Genomic DNA, 17,737 nt, shown 5'->3' with positions numbered 1-17,737 from the left:
CACCGTGGCCCCGAGCAAATCAGAGTCGGCCTATCGGCTGCTGCACGAGCGGATCACCGAGGGAACCTTCTCCCCCGGCTACCGGCTCGTGCTGGGCACCATCGCCGCGGAGCTTGGCTGCTCGGTGGTCCCGGTGCGCGAGGCTATCCGCCGCCTGGAAGCCGAGGGCCTGGTGACCTTCGAACGCAACGTCGGGGCCACGGTGGCAGCCGCGGACACCACGCTGTACCTGCACACCATGCAGACCTTGGCGATCATCGAGGGCGCCGCCACCGCGCTCAGCGCCCCGTTCATCGACGAGAACCAACTGGCCGCGGCCAGGGCCATCAACCAGGCCATGAGCGATCTTTTGGTCGACTTCAACGCCCCGCGCTTCACACAATTGAACAACGAGTTCCACCAGGTGCTCTACCGCAACTGCCCCAATCCACACATCCTGGAGCTGGTGCACCGCGGCTGGGACCGGCTGGCGGTCATGCGTTCCTCATCCTTCACCCACATCCCGGGCCGCGCCCGAGAATCGGTGAAGGAACACGCAGGACTGTTGGATTTGATCGAGGCCAAGGCCCCGGCAGCGCAGATCGAACAGGCAGCCAGGGCACACCGCACCACCACCCTGAACGCCTACCTGGCGGCGGCCAGCCTCCCGGCCTCCCCGCTCTAAACCGTTACCTACTTCTTCACGACAACAATTCCCCCCACAAGGAGCCAGTAAATGAGCAAGCACTTCGTTCCCGAGAACCTTCCGACGACCATCCAGCACTACATCGGCGGCAAATTCGTCGATTCCATCGGCGGGGAAACCTTCGAGGTGCTGGACCCGGTGACCAATACCACCTACGCCACCGCTGCCGCCGGCCAGAAGGCAGACATCGACGCCGCTGTCGCCGCGGCGACCACCGCATTCAAGAAGGGCCCGTGGCCGACGATGAGCCCCCGCGCCCGCGCGAAGGTGCTGTACAAGATCGCCGATGCAGTCGTCGCCGCCGAAGACCGCCTGGCCGAGATGGAAACCTTCGACACCGGCCTGCCGATCACCCAGGCCCGCGGCCAGGCCCAGCGCGCCGCCGAGAACTTCCGCTTCTTCGCCGACCTCATCGTCGCCCAGCACGACACCGCGCTGAAGGTCCCCGGCTCGCAGCTGAACTACGTGAACCGCAAGCCGATCGGCGTCGCCGGGCTCATCACCCCGTGGAACACCCCGTTCATGCTCGAATCCTGGAAGCTCGCCCCCTCGATCGCCTCCGGTTGCACCGTGGTGCTAAAGCCGGCCGAGTTCACCCCGCTCTCGGCCTCGCTGTGGGCGACCATCTTCGAAGAAGCAGGCCTGCCCGAGGGCGTCTTCAACATGGTCAACGGCATCGGCGAAGAAGCCGGCGACGCACTGGTCAAGCACCCGGATGTCCCGCTGATCTCCTTCACCGGCGAATCCTCCACCGGCCAGCTGATCTTCCGCAACTGCGCGGAGAACCTCAAGGGCATGTCCATGGAGCTGGGCGGCAAGTCCCCGGCCATCGTCTTCGCCGACGCCGACTTCGATGCGGCCATCGACTCGACCCTCTTCGGGGTGTTCTCGCTGAACGGCGAGCGTTGCACCGCCGGCTCACGCATCATCGTCGAGCGCCCCATCTATGAGAAGTTCGTTAAGGCCTACGCGGCCCGCGCGAAGAACATCAAGGTCGGGGACCCGCACGATCCCGAAACCCAGGTCGGCGCGCTGGTCCACCCGGAGCACTACGACAAGGTCATGAGCTACGTGGAAATCGGCAAGACCGAGGCCCGCCTGGTGGCCGGCGGCGGACGCCCGGAGAACCTGCCCGAGGGCCAGGAAAACGGCTCCTACGTCGCCCCGACCGTGTTCGTGGATGTCGCCCCGGATGCCCGCATCTTCCAGGAAGAGATCTTCGGCCCCGTGGTGGCGATCACCCCCTTCGACACCGACGAAGAGGCACTGGAACTGGCCAACAACACCAAGTACGGTCTGGCCGCCTACGTCTGGACCAACGACCTGAAGCGCGCCCACAACTTCGCCCAGGACGTCGAGGCCGGCATGGTGTGGCTCAACTCCCACAACGTCCGCGACCTGCGCTCCCCCTTCGGCGGCGTGAAGGCCTCGGGCCTGGGCCACGAGGGCGGCTACCGCTCGATCGACTTCTACACCGACCAGCAGGCAGTGCACATCACCCTCGGTGACGTGCACACCCCCAAGTTCGGCGCCTAGGCACCTCCCCCACTTTTTACGGCTTTTTTCGCGAAGGAGCGAACCCCATGTCAAACCCCATCCCCACCCCCTCGGTCCCGGCACCGGATATCCTGCGCTGCGCCTACGCCGAACTGGTCGTCACCGACCTGGCGGCCTCGCGCAAGTTCTACGTTGATGTCCTGGGCCTGCACGTCACCGAGGAAGACGAAAACCAGATCTACCTGCGCTCCTTCGAGGAGTTCATCCACCACAACCTGGTGCTGACCCAGGGTCCGGTCGCCGCGCTGAAAGCCATGGCCTTCCGGGTGCGTTCCAACGCCGATGTCGACGCCGCCGAGGCGTACTACAAGGAACTGGGCTGCCGCACCGAACGCCGCACCGAGGGCTTCGTGAAGGGCATCGGAGATTCGGTGCGCGTCGAGGATCCGCTGGGCTTCCCGTACGAGTTCTTCTTCGAGACCGAGCACGTCGAACGCCTGCACATGCGCTACGACATCTACTCGGCCGGCGAACTGGTCCGCCTGGACCACTTCAACCAGGTGACCCCGGACGTCCAGCGCGGCCGCGGCTACCTCGAAGACCTGGGTTTCCGCGTCACCGAGGACATCAAGGACGAAGAAGGCACCACCTACGCCGCTTGGATGCACCGCAAGGGCACCGTGCATGACACCGCCCTGACCGGCGGCGACGGCCCGCGCCTGCACCACGTGGCCTTCTCCACCCACGAGAAGCACAACATCATCCAGATCTGCGACAAGATGGGCGCCCTGCGCATGTCCGACCGCATCGAGCGCGGCCCCGGCCGGCACGGCGTCTCCAACGCCTTCTACCTCTACATCCTGGATCCGGATGATCACCGCATCGAGATCTACACTCAGGACTACTACACCGGGGACCCGGATAACCCGGTGATCACTTGGGATGTGCACGACAACCAGCGCCGCGACTGGTGGGGCAACCCGGTGGTCCCGTCCTGGTACACCGAGGCTTCCAAGGTCCTGGACCTGGACGGCAACGTGCAGGAACTCATCGAGCGCACCGATTCCTCGGAGATGGCGGTGACCGTCGGCGCCGACGGCTTCTCCTACACCCGTGAAAAGGATGAGGACGGCACCTACCGCGGCGAGGCGGCCAAGGGCTTCAAGCTGGGCAACCAGCTCTAGAGCACCTGCAACATCACCGGGCCGGCGTGCGGCGCATCATCGATTCGATGGTGCACCGCACGCCGGCCTTTTTGTGCTCGAGCCCCGGTGCCGGGCCTGCGCTACGTGGTGTTTAGTGCTCCACCGCGTAGCGCAGAAAGACCATGCCGTTTTCAAAGCGATGTTCCTCCAGCAGCCGCAGCGCCTGGCGCACCCCGTCGGGGAACATCCGTTTTCCGCCTCCGACGAGCATCGGGGCCACATAGATCTGGCATTCGTCGATGAGTCCCGCGCGCCACGCGGCGCCCGCCACCGTGGCACCGGAAATTCCCAGATCGCCCGTGGCCGAGGCCTTCAGGTTCCGCACCATCTCGGGCTCAAAGGTGCGCTCGATCCGCGTGCGCTTCGTGGACACGGCCTCCAGCGTGCTGGAAAAGACCACCTTGTCCGCGGTCTGCCAGAGGCGCGCGAACGCGGCATTGCCGGGCGACTGCTCTGCGTAGCCGGGGTCGGTCTCCCAGCCGAGCATGAGCTCGTACATGGTCCGCCCGTACAGGTAGGTACCCACGTCGCGTTCGCGCTCATTAAGAAAGCCCAGCACTTCCTCACCCGGGTATGCCCACCCGAAGTCCCCGGCCTCGTCGGCGATGTAGCCATCCAGCGAGGAGAGGAACCCGTAGATGAGTTTGGCCATGGTGTTCTCCTTCGAATGTGGCCCGCGCGAGCCTCGCGCCGGTCGGGCTTGGTCAGCCTTCGATGCCACGCTACGCCCGTGGCCCCGGGAAGTCACCGGCCGCGGGATCAAGTTTGCCGTCGGGTCGAAAGCAGCTGATTTTTCAGGAACGGCCCCTGGGTACCCCCAGAAACCCCGTCGAGTTGTGGCATCGGTCCTCCCCGTAAGCCCATCGATCATCCGGCAACAGGCGCCGACGCCCGTACTCGCCATGTAGTGTTCCAGGGGATGATGGGGAACCGAGATGACCAGCGGACTGGGCAAGGTCAGACTAATAAGTCCTGCTGCCGTGGCCCACTTTAAGCGCGAGGATGACGAGCTTGTCGTCGATGATTTGGGCCAAAACGCGGTGGTCACCGATCCGGTATCGCCAAACACCTCGGTGGTTGGCGATCAGGCCCTTACCGCGCGAACGCGGGTCGTTCAATGTTGCGACCTCTTCCAAGTACACAACCACACGGCGTTGCAAGGGTCGATCCAACTTTCGGAGCTCTTTGTCGAATTCCGAAGTGGTCTCCAGCTGCCAAGGACCAGTCAAAGACCGAGCTCCGCCTTCACCGCAGAAAGGGGCCGGCTTTTGCTCCCGCTGGCTTCAAGGGTATCGATCGCAGTGTCGGCAGCGTAAGCGTCCTCAAGATCATCCAGATGTTCACGGAGCGCTTGGCGGACATAGAAACTTCGGGAGCGTCCGGTCCGGCTGGCTAGCGCGTCGAGGCGGTTCTCTTCGTCAGGCGTGAGCCGGATTGAGATAGTCATGAATTCCTCCGTCATTGCATAAGACAAGTTTACGCCGTTTGCCGATGAGAATAGCCCTGCTCTCATCGGCAAACAGGAAATGATGGTCAACCCACAAGCAATAGGAAAGTTGACCAAGGCTCCGCAACCCCGGTAGCCGTCCAACAGAGCGTTCCGCTCGCAGCCGGTGGGCTCCCACGAGCGCGCTCCGCTGCCATGCTGTGAAGTTCTACGCCGAGCGGAGGATCCCCATGACGATGATGTCCTCATATTTTCCGCGCACCCAGGCATGCTGGCGCTGACGACCCTCGATCATGAACCCTGCCTTCTCATACACGCGGATTGCGCCGACATTCGACTCGATTACTTGCAGATGGACACGGCGCAAATTACAGCGCACGAAGGCAAACTCAACGATTTGTGAGATGGCTGCGGTCCCGATGCCCTTTCCACGAGCTTCGGGCAGCAATGCGATACCGGCTTCTGCGTGGCGGGCGAGCTCGTCGAAATCGAACAGCGAAACGCTGCCGACCGCGACACCGTCCACATCGATCACGAAACGCACGCTTTTGCCTGATTCTTGGGCATCGTCCCGTGCCAGGCGTGCCTTGAAGGTGTCCCTATTCAACGGAGCAGGCGTTGCTTCGGTCCGTTCCTCCCATGTGGTCATGTCGCTAGCGATTTGGAACAAGACGTCAACGTCATCTTCGGAAGGGGAACGAAGCGTGATGGCTCGAGAGCTGGACATGCTCAGGATCCTACCAATGTGCATCAGTGGTCCGAAAGGACCGCGCATGATGAGGCACTCACTGCTGAGCCATCTGCCATCATTCCTAAGCCCAGTGAGATTCCTCAAAGAATCTTTGTCCCGCAATACTTCCGCCTCCGAAAGCGTACGATCTTTGCAGACGGCCTTGGTCCCCATCCGGTTGCCGTGGGCAAATGACAGCATCAGCATCGAGTAGATGAGTGCCACCTCGGGCGGCAACTGCACAACGGACCAGTGGGCATACGATCCACACTCACGCTATTCACCTCGACACAGAACACGGGCACACTGGAGGCATGGGCAGGCATCCAGCATCAAAGTTCCGTGACCGGGCGCAGGCCGGCGCGCTGCTGTCCGATGCCCTGGCAGCTCGGGGCGTCGGCTCTGACGCCGTGGTGCTGGGCTTGCTGCGCGGAGGGGTGCCGGTGGCCGCGGCGGCTGCCGCTTCACTGGACGCGGAGCTAGGGGTCCTGGCGGTACGCAAGCTGGGGGTTCCCGACCACCGGGAACTCGCCTTCGGAGCCGTGGCTTCTTATCTGTCGCACGCCGGCCGATATCTGGTGCCCTCGGTGTACCGGCATGCGCTGGATACCTTCCCGGCCGCTGCGCTCGAGGAGGCGGAGATCAATGCGGACACCGAGCTGGAGTATCTGGCGGCACGCTTCGCCGGCTTCGCCCCGGAGATTGCCGGGCGGATCGTGGTGCTTTGCGATGACGGGCTGGCCACCGGGGCGACCATGCACGCGGCGTTGGAAGTCGCTACGGCCTGCGGTGCTGCGCAGCTGATTGTTGCGGTGCCTGTGGCTCCGCGGGACCTGGCCGGGTCCATGCCGGGGGCCGATACCCTCGTGGTACTGCGATCGCCGCGTGATTTCGCCTCTGTCGGTGCCCACTACGAGGATTTTTCTCAGGTCGACGAGGACACCGTGGGGCGGTTGCTGCGCGATGCCCCGGCGGCGCACCACTGATCAGGTTCGGGGCGCGGGTGTTCCGCGGGTGCGGCGGCGTTGATCGGCGAGCGCCACGAGCAGTGTCGCCAGGACCACCACTGCGATGGAGGCCAGCCCCACGCTCATGGCGGTGTCCCAGGCCGTGGCGCGCAGCGTGGCGAAGAAGATCCCGGTCATCATCGCTATACCCACCGCGGTGCCGATCCGCTGGCCGGTCTGCATCACTCCCCCGGCACTGCCCGATGCGCTCTCGGGCACCTCGAGCATCGTCAGTGCCTGGTTCGGGGCGATGATGGCGCCCTGGGCGATGCCGATGAACGCGAGGGTGGGCAACAGCCACCACAGGCCCACGTACCCGGCGGCATGCAATTCGATGACCACAATGCTGGCCAGCAGGCCGAACAGCGCCGACAAGATCCCGAAGATCACGATCTTGCGCCCGTATTCCATGATCCGCAGCCCGGCCAGGTGCGAGCTTACCGCCGCACACAGCGCCGCCGGCAAGCCCAGCAGCCCCGCGTCCAGGGCGCTGAAGCCCTGCCCGTCCTGGACGTAGATTGCCACCAACACCCAGACGCTGGTGATCCCGACGAAGTACAGCCCGGCAATCAGCGTGCCGAAGGTGAATGACCTGATGCCAAAGAGCCGCAGATCCACCATCGGGGATCGGCCGCGCGCGGTGTAGTTCCGCTCCCAGCGCACCCACCCGGCGATCACCGCCAGCCCGCCGGGCAGCAGCCACCACACCCAGGGGCTCTGGCGTCCCTGCACAAAGGGAAGCAACAGGGCCAGCACCCCCACGCCCAGCAAGATGCTGCCGACCGGGTCCAAGTCAGCAATTTTCCGGGAACGGCGCGCCGCACCCACTTCGCCCACTGCGCGTGCCACGGGTTGCCGGACGGTGTTCGGCACCCTGGCGAACAGCGGCCGCGGGAACCAGACCAGGGCCAGCACGATGACGGCGATTCCCACCGGCACATTGACCAGGAACGTTGCGCGCCAGCCGGTCTCGGAGCCCAGCCACGCGATGAGCACGCCTCCGAGCAGTGGTCCGATCGCCACCGAGAAGCCGACCATGGTCCCCATCGCACCATAGGCACGCCCGCGCTCGCGCCGGCGGAAGTATTGTTGGATCATCCCCAGCACTTGCGGGTTGATCAGCCCCGAGCCCACGCCCTGGATGAATCTGGCGATGTTCAGGCTCAGCGGGTCAGGTGCCAGTCCCGCGGCGACCGAGGACAGCGTGAACACCACCACCCCGGCAATGAACAGCGCCCCGCGGCCAAAGACGTCCCCTGCTCGGCCCGCCGCTACCAGCACCACGCCGAAGGTCAGCGCATAACCGGAGAGCACCCACTGGATATCGGACTGCGAGGCACCCAACCCCGACTGGATGCTGGGCAGCACCACATTCACGATCGAGACGCCGATGAGCGACATGAACATGGTGACCAGTAGGACCACCAGGATCCGCCAGCGCGCCGGGTCGGGCACCTGACCTTCGACCACTGGACCTTGATCACTCATCGTTTCTCCCTTGCGCACCGGTGTCCATCCATTCATACGCGGTGCCGGCGGCTTCGGCAAAGACCTGCTTCACACTACGCAGACGACCCGCCACCGGGCGGAACCCGCGTCAGCCACGTGGGTCCGTTGCTAGGGTATGGCCATGCTGCTTTTCTTCTTGTAACCGGGCCGCCGATCGTTTTACACGCCACCTGCATCACCTAGGTGGCCTCACCGATCGCCGCGCCATGCCCATGATCCTGCGCCGACGCCCCCTGCGGTGTTCGCCCGGATCCATGGAGCCGCGCACCACCCAGCCGTTGACAGCGAGCGCAGTATCCCGGGCATCACTCCAGGCGCTGCGCAGAAAATACGAGAAGCAATCTATGGGCACCCAACTATCCCTTCGGGATCACCTTTTCCTACCCTGCCCGCGTCGTGTTCAAGGATCTGGACTTCTCGGTGTGCCCTGACGAATGCCTGGGGGTCAACGGGGAGAACGGCGCGGGCAAGACCATGCTGCTGCGCCGCCGGGCAGGAGAACTACACCCGTGGTCCGGGACCCTGATCCGGCAGGCGGCCGGAGGCTTCGGTCGCCTGCGGCAACGGCCGCACTTCGAGCAGCACTGGAGTGTCACGGACGTCGGGGCCCACGCCTTGTCCGGGATGCTGGATCTCGAAGCGCGCATCGTCGCCCGCGCCTCCGGACCGCGCGCGCGAGCGAAGCGCAGTTTGCGGGCCCGCTGGCGGATTACGCGGCGTTGATCGACATCTACGAATCCCCTGAGGGCGCCGCGGCCACCCAGCGTCTTGCCGCCGCCGCGCACCGGTTGCGTGTCGGGGGCTTCGAGCGCGGCCGGGTGCGAGTCATCGGGACCAACAGGGCCGGGAGGTCCACCTTGTTACGGGTCATCGCCGGACGGCTTAACCCCGCCGCCGGCGCCAGCAGAGTCGGCGGATTAGTGGGCTACCTGACCCAGCACCCGGAGCCTTGGTCCGCTCAGTGGTTGGCCGCCCAAGGAATCTTCCATGCTGCGGACCGGGAGCCGTCCGAGGAGCTCGGGCAGTTGCTGTCGTTGGGCCTCTTCCGCCGCGCGGAACTGCTCCAACGGTTCGAAGACATCTCCCTGGGCCGGCGGCGCTGGCTCGATGTGCCACGAATGTTTGCCCGCCCGGCCCAGTTGTTGCTGCTCGACGAGCATCCAACCATCTCTCCCCCGCGCCGGCCGACGAGCGGGAGACGTCGCTGGCGGAGTCCGCTGCGACGGTGGTGCTGATCGGCCACGACAGGGCCTTGCAAACTCGCTTTGCCGGCCAACGAATCCACTGGGAGCACGGGAGAATCATTCGCTAGGCCGCAGTGGGCCGCGGTGGGCCGGGGCTCAGTCGGCGACGTTGCTGCGCGGCAGTGTCCCGATCTTCTGCCCGTCCGCATTGTCCACGTGGAGCATCTGGCCCTTCACCTGCACCACCTGCACCGCTGCCGCCAAGGAGAGCCAGGTGTCCATCCCGGGACAAGCCATCGCCGTCATCGTCATGTCTTTCAGTGCGACGCGCCCTCCGTCGGCCACCCAGCTTCCGTTGAGCGTGTTGCACCCATCGTTTCCGTTGTACCTCCCTGTTTCCGCGAACCACAGTACCGGCGCTCCTTCGGTGTCCCCGCCCCATTGTCCAATGACCGACGCCTCGGGATTCGGGGTGGCGGAGTCCGAAGTGCTGGGTCCCGGGGTTGCCGACCCGGTCGAGGGGACAGCGGATTCGGTGCCGGGGGAGGTAGATGAGGCGGTGGTCGATGCAGAGCTCGAGCCCGCGTGCCCCTGGGGCACATGGCCGTCGCCGCCGCAGGAGGTCAGTGCCAGGGCCACGGCGGGAATCACCATCAGAGCCGAAATTCGCTTCATGACCCCCATGCTAGTGCCGCCGAACTCCCTTTTGGCCTGTCAAGAGGCGCAAAATCGTGGCTATTTCCCCCTGCCGGCGCGCAGTGGTACAGACTAAGAGACATGACACCCGAACACATTGCACCCACCCGCTTCGCGGACCGCACCACCGCCGGCGCATTCCTTGCGGTCGATCTGCAGCGCTACGCCAACGACCCCGACGCGCTGGTGCTCGGGCTCTTGCGCGGCGGGGTGCCGGTGGCAGCGGAAATCGCCCGCGCCCTGGGACTCGAGGTCGATGTCCTGGCGGTGCGCCGGCTGGTGATGCCCGAACGCAGCGAGATCGCCTTCGCGGCGCTGGCCGCCTACGGGGAACACACCTCTCTGAAGTACATCGAGGGCGTCTGGGATTCGGCGCAGCTGCGCTTCGAGAAGGAGGTCCTGGACGAGGTCGAAACCACCGCGCGGAAAGACCTCGAGGAACTGCGTTCGAGGCTCGTGGGCGAGATCGTCCTGCCGGTGGCCGGCCGCACGGTGATCCTGGCCGACGACGGGATGGCCAGCGGTGCCACGATGCTGGCCGCCGTCGAATTAATGCGCGAGGCCGGAGCCGAGCGCATCGTGGTCGCCGTTCCGGTGGCCCCGAAGGACGCCCGCAAGGAAGTCGAGCCGCTGGTGGACGAATTCATCTGCGCCATCGCCCCGCGGGTGTTCCACTCCGTCAGCGCCTTCTACTCCCGCTTCGATTCGCTGGCCGACTACGAAATCATCGCCTTGGTCCCGCACCTGTAACCTGCAGCAGGCACAAAATTTGGGCCGGCGGCAGATCCTCCCGGCATTCATGCCTATCCAGCTTCCCGCGTTCGGCCGGGGGCCTCGCCACAGTCGACTTCTCCTGTTGGATGGCTGCGGCCACGCCCTGGACCTGACTCACAGGAGGAACACACGAATCTTGAGCTCCTCAAGGGGACTCCATCTCGGTCAGTGGGACAACGTATGGGCATCTTCGTATCCATGCAGTGTAATCGACAGGACGCGGACCATCCTGGATGAACGAGTGTCCGCCCAGTGACGAATGGAGTCCATAGTGGGTATGAATTCGGATCGAGTGGTTGTGGTTACGGGGGCCAGCCGGGGAGCCGGCAAAGGCATCGCGCTGGCCTTGGGCGAGACAGGGGCCAAGGTATATGTCACGGGACGCACGCAGCGCGAAGGGGTTTCGTCGTTGCCGGGAACCGTCTTTGCGACCGCCGAGGAAATCAACCGTCGCGGAGGCACAGGCGTGCCGGTCATCGTGGATCACAACGACGACTCTCAGGTGCAGGGATTGTTCGAACAGATCCGTGAGACCGACGGACGGCTCGACATCCTGGTCAACAACGCGTTCGCAGTACCGGACTCCCTCACGGTGCCCGGTCCTTTCTGGGAAAAACCCTTGACGTTGCTCGATATGTTCAACGTGGGAATGCGATCAAGTTACGTCTCCAGCTACTACGCAGCTCCGTTGCTTCAAGCGAATGGGAAAGGGCTCGTGGTGAACACTTCATCGTTCGGCGGAGCATGCTACATGCACGGCCCCGCCTACGGAGCAGGCAAGGCGGCCGTCGACAAGATGGCCCACGACATGGCCGTGGACTTTCGCCTCTTCAATGTCGCGGTTATCTCGATATGGATGGGCATCCTCACAACGGAACGCACACTCGGGGCGTTGGCCGCGAACCCGGGAACATACGACGAACTGATCGCCTCAGCGGAATCTCCGGAGTTTACCGGGCGTGTGATTGACGCGCTTGCATGGGACCCGCAGTTGATGAACCGCAGTGGCCAAGTACTGATCGGTGCCGAGATCGCACGGGAGCTTGGAGTCACTGACATCAATGGCTACCAGCCTCCCTCTCACCGTCCATCGCTCGGGAACCCACCGGTGTTTTCCGACGCCGTGATCGAGTAACGAACGCCTGGCTACCCCACGAATGGGAGCACCTGCGGGAATTTGGATCCCTCGAGGAACTCGGATCAACGCCCTGGACATGGCTCATGCGGAAACATGCGAAGACCCCCCTTAGTCCTCTCGGCCGGTTTTCCACGCACGTCGTTGACGTGGAAACTTCGGATTCGTGCTCTCGCACACGCTGGTTATCGAGTTTTGGAAGCGGATTCTCCAGATGTGGGGCGGCCAACGTCGCCCCAACATGTCGAGGATCGGCGGGATGGTCGAAACATCGCTGGCATTAGCTGTCTCGTCACCCTACCTGAGGAGGAATCAGTGCAGATATGCGGATCGGATATCGGCTTGATAGCGGTACGCGGGAGGGCAGCCGAAGGCCCGAAGCGGGCGCACGGAGGGATCGGAGGACAGAGTTCGCCTTACTCAGCCCGTGATCGGCCGCATTCCGACGTGGATCGCACAAGCGAGCACGTCAACCACATGCCGTACTTCACGGGCGATCCATACGTCGCTCGGGCTGACGACGCGGTGCAGGAGTACGAGGTCCTCGCCAATCGCCTTCACATCCGCTCCGAAGGGGCCGACGCCACCCAGGTTAGCTCCCATACTCTGGAGTCCCCAGCCGCATCCGGCGCCAGGAATTACCCCGTTTCCATGCCCTGGCTCATCGAACCAGAGATGTACGTGGCCTTAAGCCAGGGAGTGGTTTAGCGGAACGAAATGCAGACGAATTCCTTGAATACACCAAGCAGCACCGTCCCTGTATTCGAGCTGAAAGGACAGTAACGAGCACCGGTGGCCTGTTTGCCACGGATAGCCGCCGACGTCCACGTTCGTAGCGGGCTTCCCGGAAGTCAACGACGCCACAAACGGACAAAGCGCTGAGAATGACGGTGAACTCGCAGAGTACTAGCACACCCATGATTTCACGAAACGGAGCAACCCAATGGATTTGACCCAACGCATTGAAGCCCTCGAACAGATCGAGTCGATCAAGAACCTCAAGTACAGGTATTGGAGGGCGTGCGACGGCAAGGACCCGATTGCCTTCCGCGACTGCTTCATCCGCGAAGGAGCGAGCATCGACTACGGACAGCTCGGCTCCTTCGACGATGCCGATCCGATAACGGAGATTTTCACACGGATTGCGTTGCAGAAGGTAGATGGCAAGCACGTCATTTTCGACATGCACCATGGAGTGCACCCGGAGATCATGCTCTCCGGCCAGGACACCGCGATCGGCCGATGGACGCTTCGGTTCCGTCAGATCAATCTGATGACAAACAGTGAAACTCTCTCCACCGGGGAATACACCGATGAATACCGCCTCGAGGACGGCCAATGGAAGATGTCCAAGTGCCACTTCCTCGAGACATGGTCCATGGGCAGACCGCTCTCTGAGGACACCGTGATGACTGAAGGCAGCTTCGTCCACGTGGAACCGATGAGTGGGCAGAACGTGTCAATGCAATAAGCGTGGTTCTCCAGACGTAAATGGGGGCCCGTTTCCTCCCGCTCCCGGACCCCGGGTGCGGAAGGCCGCAGGCCCCCATTTTCATGCCCGGCGCACCGCGCCGGTTGATGTGCTAGTGGTCGTTCAGGTCGCGCTGGGCCGCGTCGTGCGCCGCCTGCAGCTCCGGATCGACGTCTTCGACGTGCAGGTTCCGGCCGCGGGTTTCTCCGACCCACAGCACCGCGGCGATCGAGATGACTGTGAGCACCATGATGTAGATCGCAATCGAGATCGAGTTGCCGGTTTTCTCCAGCAGGATCTGGGCGACGGTCGCCGCGAAGGCACCGCCCAGGATCGCACCCATGGCGTAGCCGATGGAGATGCCCGAGTAGCGGATGTGCGCCGGGAACATCTCGGCGTACATGGCCGACTGCGGTCCGTAGGACAGGCCCAGCCCGGTGGTCAGGATGAAGACCGAGAGTCCGTAGAGGAAGACGGACCCGGTGTCGATGAGCATGAACATCGGAATCATCCAGATGAACACGATGGCGTAGCCGATCACGAAGGTGGTGCGGCGTCCGATGATATCCGAGAGCCAACCGCCCACCAAGGTGAAAATCAGCCAGCCGACGGCACCAATGATGGTCGCCAGCAGCACCGGTGCCACCGGCATCTCCAGCACCTTGGTGGTGTAGGAGATGAAGAAGGCGATGACCAAGTAGCCGGCCGCGTTGTTCGAAATGAAGATCAGTGCAGCCTGGACGACTTCCTTGGCGTTGGTCTGGAACAGCTGCTTCAGCGGGGTGTGCTCACTGGCCTTGCGCAGCGAGAGCTGCTTGAAGACCGGGGATTCCTCCACGGCCTTGCGGATCATGTAGCCCACCACGATCAGCACGACAGAGAGCAGGAACGGGATGCGCCAGCCCCAGGAGGAGAACTGCTCGGTGGTCAAGGTGGTGCGCAGGATGTAGAGCATCCCAGTGGCCAGGATCATGCCGATCGGGACACCGATCTGCGGGTAAGCGCCGAAGTAGCCGCGTTTGCCTTCCGGTGCATGCTCCACGGCCATCAGCGCCGCGCCGCCCCATTCTCCGCCGGCGGAGAAGCCCTGGATGATGCGCAGCAACACCAGCAGTATCGGCGCGCCGATGCCGATCTGTGCGTAGGTCGGCAGCAAACCAATCAGTGCCGTGGCGATGCCCATCATGATCAACGTGGCGACCAGGATGCGCTTGCGGCCGTATTTGTCACCCAAGTGGCCTGCAACGATGGCGCCCAGCGGACGGAAGAGGAAGGAGATGCCGATCATGGCGAACGCCAAGATCTGTCCCAGCCCCGGGTTCGACTCACTCAGCGGCTCCAGGAACAGCGGGCTGAGCAAGGTGGCGGTGAGCTGGGCGAAGATGAAGAAGTCGTACCACTCGATGGTGGTGCCGACCAGTGTGCCAGCAAGGACGCGGCGCTCCTCGGAACGCTTATGTCGTGCTGCCAAAGATGAGGGGGCCATAGGTGTTCTCCAGCGTTTGGCGCAATGCGCGGTGTGAGTGTGGTTTTACCGACCGTTCGGACAGTAAAGACTTGTGACTATGATAACCCATCTCGGTGAGTCTGCTCACATCATTTTCGGAACCGTGTCGCGCACCACATGCCGCCCGGCGCCACGGACTACTGCCGGGCGCCATGCACCAGCCTCCGGCGCCGATCTTCGAGTGGTTCACCAATCACGGGTTCGCTGGCGGAAATGATAGTGAAGGTGCAGTCCGCGTAGGCCCATGCGGCACTCCGGCGGTGGCCGAACCCCTTGATCCCACCTGGGTGGATTGAATGGCCCCACCCTCGTACGCGCCCGCAGGGGTGTAGGAGAAATAGACGACCGGCCGTCGCTCGCACGCGCGCGCGTGCGAGCGTGCAATAGCGGTGGCCAGCAGCGGTGGGCCCATCGAAGGCCATGATCACGATGCCTGTAGCAATCCAGCTCAGACCTCCGTGGGAATGCAAGAATGTTGAAGCACCACCTAGCCGCGGCACGGAGCCCTCGGCAATGCCCCCAGGGTGCGGGGTATCCACCTTCGCCTCCCACGTCCGGTGCGGACCGTCGAAATCCTCGCATTCGATCCGTAAATGTTCTAATATCGAACGAGCGGTTCCACTAAGGAACTTTCTGTGGGCCATGAACCACGCCATGGTTGAACAAGCACCCTTCGACCCCCGACTATGCCACCACCGCGCGATTCCCAAAGGATGGCCACCGAACCCCATGACTTCCACCAGTACACCCGCCCCGGCATCCCAGACACTCTCCCGCGGCATTCGCATGCTCGAGATCCTGGCGGAATCCGATGGTCCACTGACCATTGCCGAGCTCACCGCCGAAATGGGCGTACACCGGTCGATCGCCTACCGGATCCTGCGGACCCTGGAATCACACCGTCTGGTGACCCGCGACGAGGCCGGACGCGTCCACAGCGCCCCGGGGCTGGCGGTATTGGCCCGCGGGGTGCAGCGCGATTTGCAAAGCGCCGCGCTGCCCGAACTCACGGTGTTGGCCAACGATTTGAAGATGTGTGCGTTCATCGCCGTGTGGGACCAGCCCGACTGCACCACCTTGGTGACCGTCGAGCCGCGCCACGTGCACGCCACGGTGGTCCAACACCCCGGAACCCGGCACCCCTTCGGCCACGGAGCCCCGGGCATCGCCATGCAGTCCACGCTCACCGAGCCGCAATGGAATGAACTGAACCATGAGACCCCGTACCGCAGCAATGCCGCGGAGGCCCGCAAGCAGGGCTTTGCCACCAGCATCGACGAGGTCATCCCCGGACTGTCTTCGGTGGCTTCCCCCATCCATGTGCCCGGCAGGCCCCCGGCGGCGGTTGCCGTGGTCTACAGCACCGGCTCCAACACCCATGAGGTCGCGGAGATCGGTGCCCGGATGAAGGCAGCGGCCCTGGCGATCGAGGCCGAGCTGGTCTAAATACCCCCAGACACACCAGCGGGCATCGGCCGCAGGGATTTTCCCTGAAGGCCGATGCCCGCTGCTGTTTTTGCATCGAGTTCTTGGTGTCAGGAAGCTTAGAGCCGGGGGCCGTTGCCGCTGAGCATGATGCGGCGTTCACGCATGCGCATGACGGCCATCGCGATGCCCGCGGCAAGGATCAACCCCGCGGCTCCTGCCGACACCGCGTAGGCGCCGGCATATCCGTGCGAGTCGGCCAGCAGGCCGGCCAGCGAGTTGCCGATCGCGGTGCCCACCACAATGCCGGAGGAGAGCAGCGTCATCACCGTTGACAGGCGGGCCGGCGGCGCGGTTTCCCCGCCGATAGTGAAGATCGTGACCAGGATCGGGCCGACCGGGATGCCGACCAGCAGCAAGACGGCAATCATCGGCAATAGCTCCCCGGGAAGCTGCAGTGCCAGGGCCGCGGGGACCATGAAGATGCCCGCCGCCAACCAGCGGCTTACCTGCGGCCATCCGCTGGGCCAGAATGCCACCGAAAGGGCGGCGATCGAGGAGGTGAATCCGACGGCCGCGTAGAGCAGCCCGCCGATGTTCGCGTTGCCCAGCGACCCGGCAAAGGCCATGGTGCCGGCGGCACTGGACCCGAAAAAGGTGCCCATGCCGATCATGCCGGTGACGGCGAAGGAGATGCCGACGATCTGGAGGGTGGTCAGCTTGACCTTGACGGCGTTCTTGACGGCAGGGATCACTGCCGCTTCGGTGCGGTGCATGGCAAAGAGCGGAACCAGGACCACGGTGAGCACCGCGGCGATCGCCAACGGCAGCCAGGGGGCAACCAGTGCGGCGAACAGGCCCACGGCGGCCGGGCCCAGCACGAAGCCCAGCTCGTCGACCATGGATTCGTAGCTCAACGCCGCAGAGAGTTCACGTCCGCCGCTTTCGCGCTTGCGGGTCAACGCCATCCAGCGCACCCGGGCCAGCGGGCCCACCTGCGGGCCGGTGGCCCCGGCCAGGACTGCCAGCAGCACGACGACGCTCACCGGCGCCATAACCCCGGCACCGCCGAACCAGAGCAGCGCGGTGATGAAGATGGCTTGCAGTATTGCAACGGGGACCAGCACCCGGCGTTGGCCGAGACGGTCGGTCAGGTAGCCGATGGTCGGCCCGCCCACGGCGGACCCGAGCCCGACCATGGCAGCGGCCATGCCGCCGGTGGCATAGGAACCGGTCGAGTCGATGAGCAGGGTCATCGAGCCGATGGTCAGCATGGCCAGCGGCAGTCGGGCGAAGAAGCCCAAAGGGAAGAAGGCCCAGCCCACCAGCGGCGGAAGCGCCGCATAGGGGGACCCTTGAGATGATTTTTTGGATACGGTGTTGATCATAATGACAACGGGTACTCCACATACATGCGTGTACCGTCCCAGCCTCCCGCTACACAAAACCCTAACAACCAACGCCC

18 protein-coding genes are annotated in these 17,737 nt (G+C 64.0%); 10 read left to right on the top strand and 8 right to left on the bottom strand.

Annotated features, from left to right (window positions below):
- Positions 1 to 4: 4 nt before the first annotated feature.
- The 3 genes from ADIAG_RS04455 to hpaD are packed head-to-tail and all read left to right on the top strand — an operon-like array spanning position 5 to position 3,366.
- The gene (locus tag ADIAG_RS04455) at positions 5 to 664 is read left to right on the top strand and encodes a GntR family transcriptional regulator (protein ID WP_007270119.1); all 660 of its coding nucleotides are present in this window, start codon (positions 5 to 7) and stop codon (positions 662 to 664) included.
- A 51-nt stretch (positions 665 to 715) separates the two neighbouring features.
- Positions 716 to 2,221, top strand: a complete 1,506-nt coding sequence (hpaE, locus tag ADIAG_RS04450) for a 5-carboxymethyl-2-hydroxymuconate semialdehyde dehydrogenase (RefSeq protein WP_007270118.1) — start codon at positions 716 to 718, stop codon at positions 2,219 to 2,221.
- Between the two features lie 47 nt (positions 2,222 to 2,268).
- Complete coding sequence (gene hpaD / locus ADIAG_RS04445) at positions 2,269 to 3,366, top strand: 3,4-dihydroxyphenylacetate 2,3-dioxygenase (protein ID WP_007270117.1); 1,098 nt, start codon at positions 2,269 to 2,271, stop codon at positions 3,364 to 3,366.
- A 112-nt stretch (positions 3,367 to 3,478) separates the two neighbouring features.
- Here the strand turns inward: hpaD and ADIAG_RS04440 are convergent, their stop codons facing one another.
- The 4 genes from ADIAG_RS04440 to ADIAG_RS19945 form a co-directional block, all read right to left on the bottom strand.
- Entirely contained in the window at positions 3,479 to 4,039 is a 561-nt protein-coding gene (locus ADIAG_RS04440; RefSeq protein ID WP_007270116.1) for a dihydrofolate reductase family protein, read from the bottom strand.
- Between the two features lie 310 nt (positions 4,040 to 4,349).
- A complete protein-coding gene (locus ADIAG_RS04435; RefSeq protein WP_268744233.1) occupies positions 4,350 to 4,616 on the bottom strand; it encodes a type II toxin-antitoxin system RelE family toxin in 267 nt (88 codons plus the stop codon).
- The gene (gene relB / locus ADIAG_RS04430) at positions 4,613 to 4,834 is read right to left on the bottom strand and encodes a type II toxin-antitoxin system RelB family antitoxin (RefSeq protein ID WP_007270114.1); all 222 of its coding nucleotides are present in this window, start codon (positions 4,832 to 4,834) and stop codon (positions 4,613 to 4,615) included. Before relB ends, ADIAG_RS04435 begins: the two co-directional genes overlap by 4 nt.
- Positions 4,835 to 5,042: 208 nt before the next feature.
- Positions 5,043 to 5,561, bottom strand: coding sequence for a GNAT family N-acetyltransferase (locus ADIAG_RS19945; protein WP_007270113.1), 519 nt, complete (start codon positions 5,559 to 5,561; stop codon positions 5,043 to 5,045).
- A gap of 317 nt (positions 5,562 to 5,878) precedes the next feature.
- Between ADIAG_RS19945 and ADIAG_RS04420 the strand changes: the two genes are divergently transcribed.
- Positions 5,879 to 6,550 carry a phosphoribosyltransferase gene (locus tag ADIAG_RS04420; protein ID WP_007270111.1) on the top strand — a complete coding sequence of 224 codons (672 nt, stop codon included), beginning with the start codon at positions 5,879 to 5,881 and terminating at the stop codon, positions 6,548 to 6,550.
- Here the strand turns inward: ADIAG_RS04420 and ADIAG_RS04415 are convergent, their stop codons facing one another.
- Complete coding sequence (locus tag ADIAG_RS04415; protein WP_007270110.1) at positions 6,551 to 8,059, bottom strand: MFS transporter; 1,509 nt, start codon at positions 8,057 to 8,059, stop codon at positions 6,551 to 6,553.
- A 417-nt stretch (positions 8,060 to 8,476) separates the two neighbouring features.
- Here ADIAG_RS04415 and ADIAG_RS21580 point away from each other — a divergent pair, with 417 nt between their 5' ends.
- The gene (locus tag ADIAG_RS21580) at positions 8,477 to 8,803 is read left to right on the top strand and encodes an ATP-binding cassette domain-containing protein (protein ID WP_007270109.1); all 327 of its coding nucleotides are present in this window, start codon (positions 8,477 to 8,479) and stop codon (positions 8,801 to 8,803) included.
- On the top strand, positions 8,800 to 9,315 hold the full coding sequence (locus ADIAG_RS21575; RefSeq protein WP_007270108.1) for an ATP-binding cassette domain-containing protein: 516 nt from the start codon (positions 8,800 to 8,802) through the stop codon (positions 9,313 to 9,315). Before ADIAG_RS21580 ends, ADIAG_RS21575 begins: the two co-directional genes overlap by 4 nt.
- Positions 9,316 to 9,420: 105 nt before the next feature.
- Here ADIAG_RS21575 and ADIAG_RS19940 read toward each other — a convergent pair whose 3' ends face one another.
- Complete coding sequence (locus ADIAG_RS19940) at positions 9,421 to 9,939, bottom strand: META domain-containing protein (RefSeq protein ID WP_161623934.1); 519 nt, start codon at positions 9,937 to 9,939, stop codon at positions 9,421 to 9,423.
- Between the two features lie 102 nt (positions 9,940 to 10,041).
- Here ADIAG_RS19940 and ADIAG_RS04395 point away from each other — a divergent pair, with 102 nt between their 5' ends.
- From ADIAG_RS04395 to ADIAG_RS04380, 3 genes are all read left to right on the top strand, one after another.
- Complete coding sequence (locus tag ADIAG_RS04395) at positions 10,042 to 10,710, top strand: phosphoribosyltransferase (protein ID WP_007270106.1); 669 nt, start codon at positions 10,042 to 10,044, stop codon at positions 10,708 to 10,710.
- Between the two features lie 301 nt (positions 10,711 to 11,011).
- Entirely contained in the window at positions 11,012 to 11,869 is an 858-nt protein-coding gene (locus tag ADIAG_RS04390; RefSeq protein WP_007270105.1) for an SDR family NAD(P)-dependent oxidoreductase, read from the top strand.
- Between the two features lie 943 nt (positions 11,870 to 12,812).
- Complete coding sequence (locus tag ADIAG_RS04380; protein WP_007270103.1) at positions 12,813 to 13,340, top strand: nuclear transport factor 2 family protein; 528 nt, start codon at positions 12,813 to 12,815, stop codon at positions 13,338 to 13,340.
- Positions 13,341 to 13,452: 112 nt separating this feature from the next.
- Here the strand turns inward: ADIAG_RS04380 and ADIAG_RS04375 are convergent, their stop codons facing one another.
- On the bottom strand, positions 13,453 to 14,826 hold the full coding sequence (locus ADIAG_RS04375) for an MFS transporter (protein WP_007270102.1): 1,374 nt from the start codon (positions 14,824 to 14,826) through the stop codon (positions 13,453 to 13,455).
- A gap of 750 nt (positions 14,827 to 15,576) precedes the next feature.
- Between ADIAG_RS04375 and ADIAG_RS04370 the strand changes: the two genes are divergently transcribed.
- A complete protein-coding gene (locus ADIAG_RS04370) occupies positions 15,577 to 16,293 on the top strand; it encodes an IclR family transcriptional regulator (protein ID WP_007270101.1) in 717 nt (238 codons plus the stop codon).
- Between the two features lie 98 nt (positions 16,294 to 16,391).
- On the opposite strand, the gene ADIAG_RS04365 is transcribed toward ADIAG_RS04370, so the two are convergent.
- Entirely contained in the window at positions 16,392 to 17,660 is a 1,269-nt protein-coding gene (locus ADIAG_RS04365; protein WP_007270100.1) for an MFS transporter, read from the bottom strand.
- Positions 17,661 to 17,737 lie beyond the last annotated feature (77 nt).

This window comes from Paeniglutamicibacter gangotriensis Lz1y (assembly GCF_000348945.1).
Classification (GTDB): domain Bacteria; phylum Actinomycetota; class Actinomycetes; order Actinomycetales; family Micrococcaceae; genus Paeniglutamicibacter; species Paeniglutamicibacter gangotriensis.
This window is presented reverse-complemented; position numbering and strand designations above follow the sequence as displayed.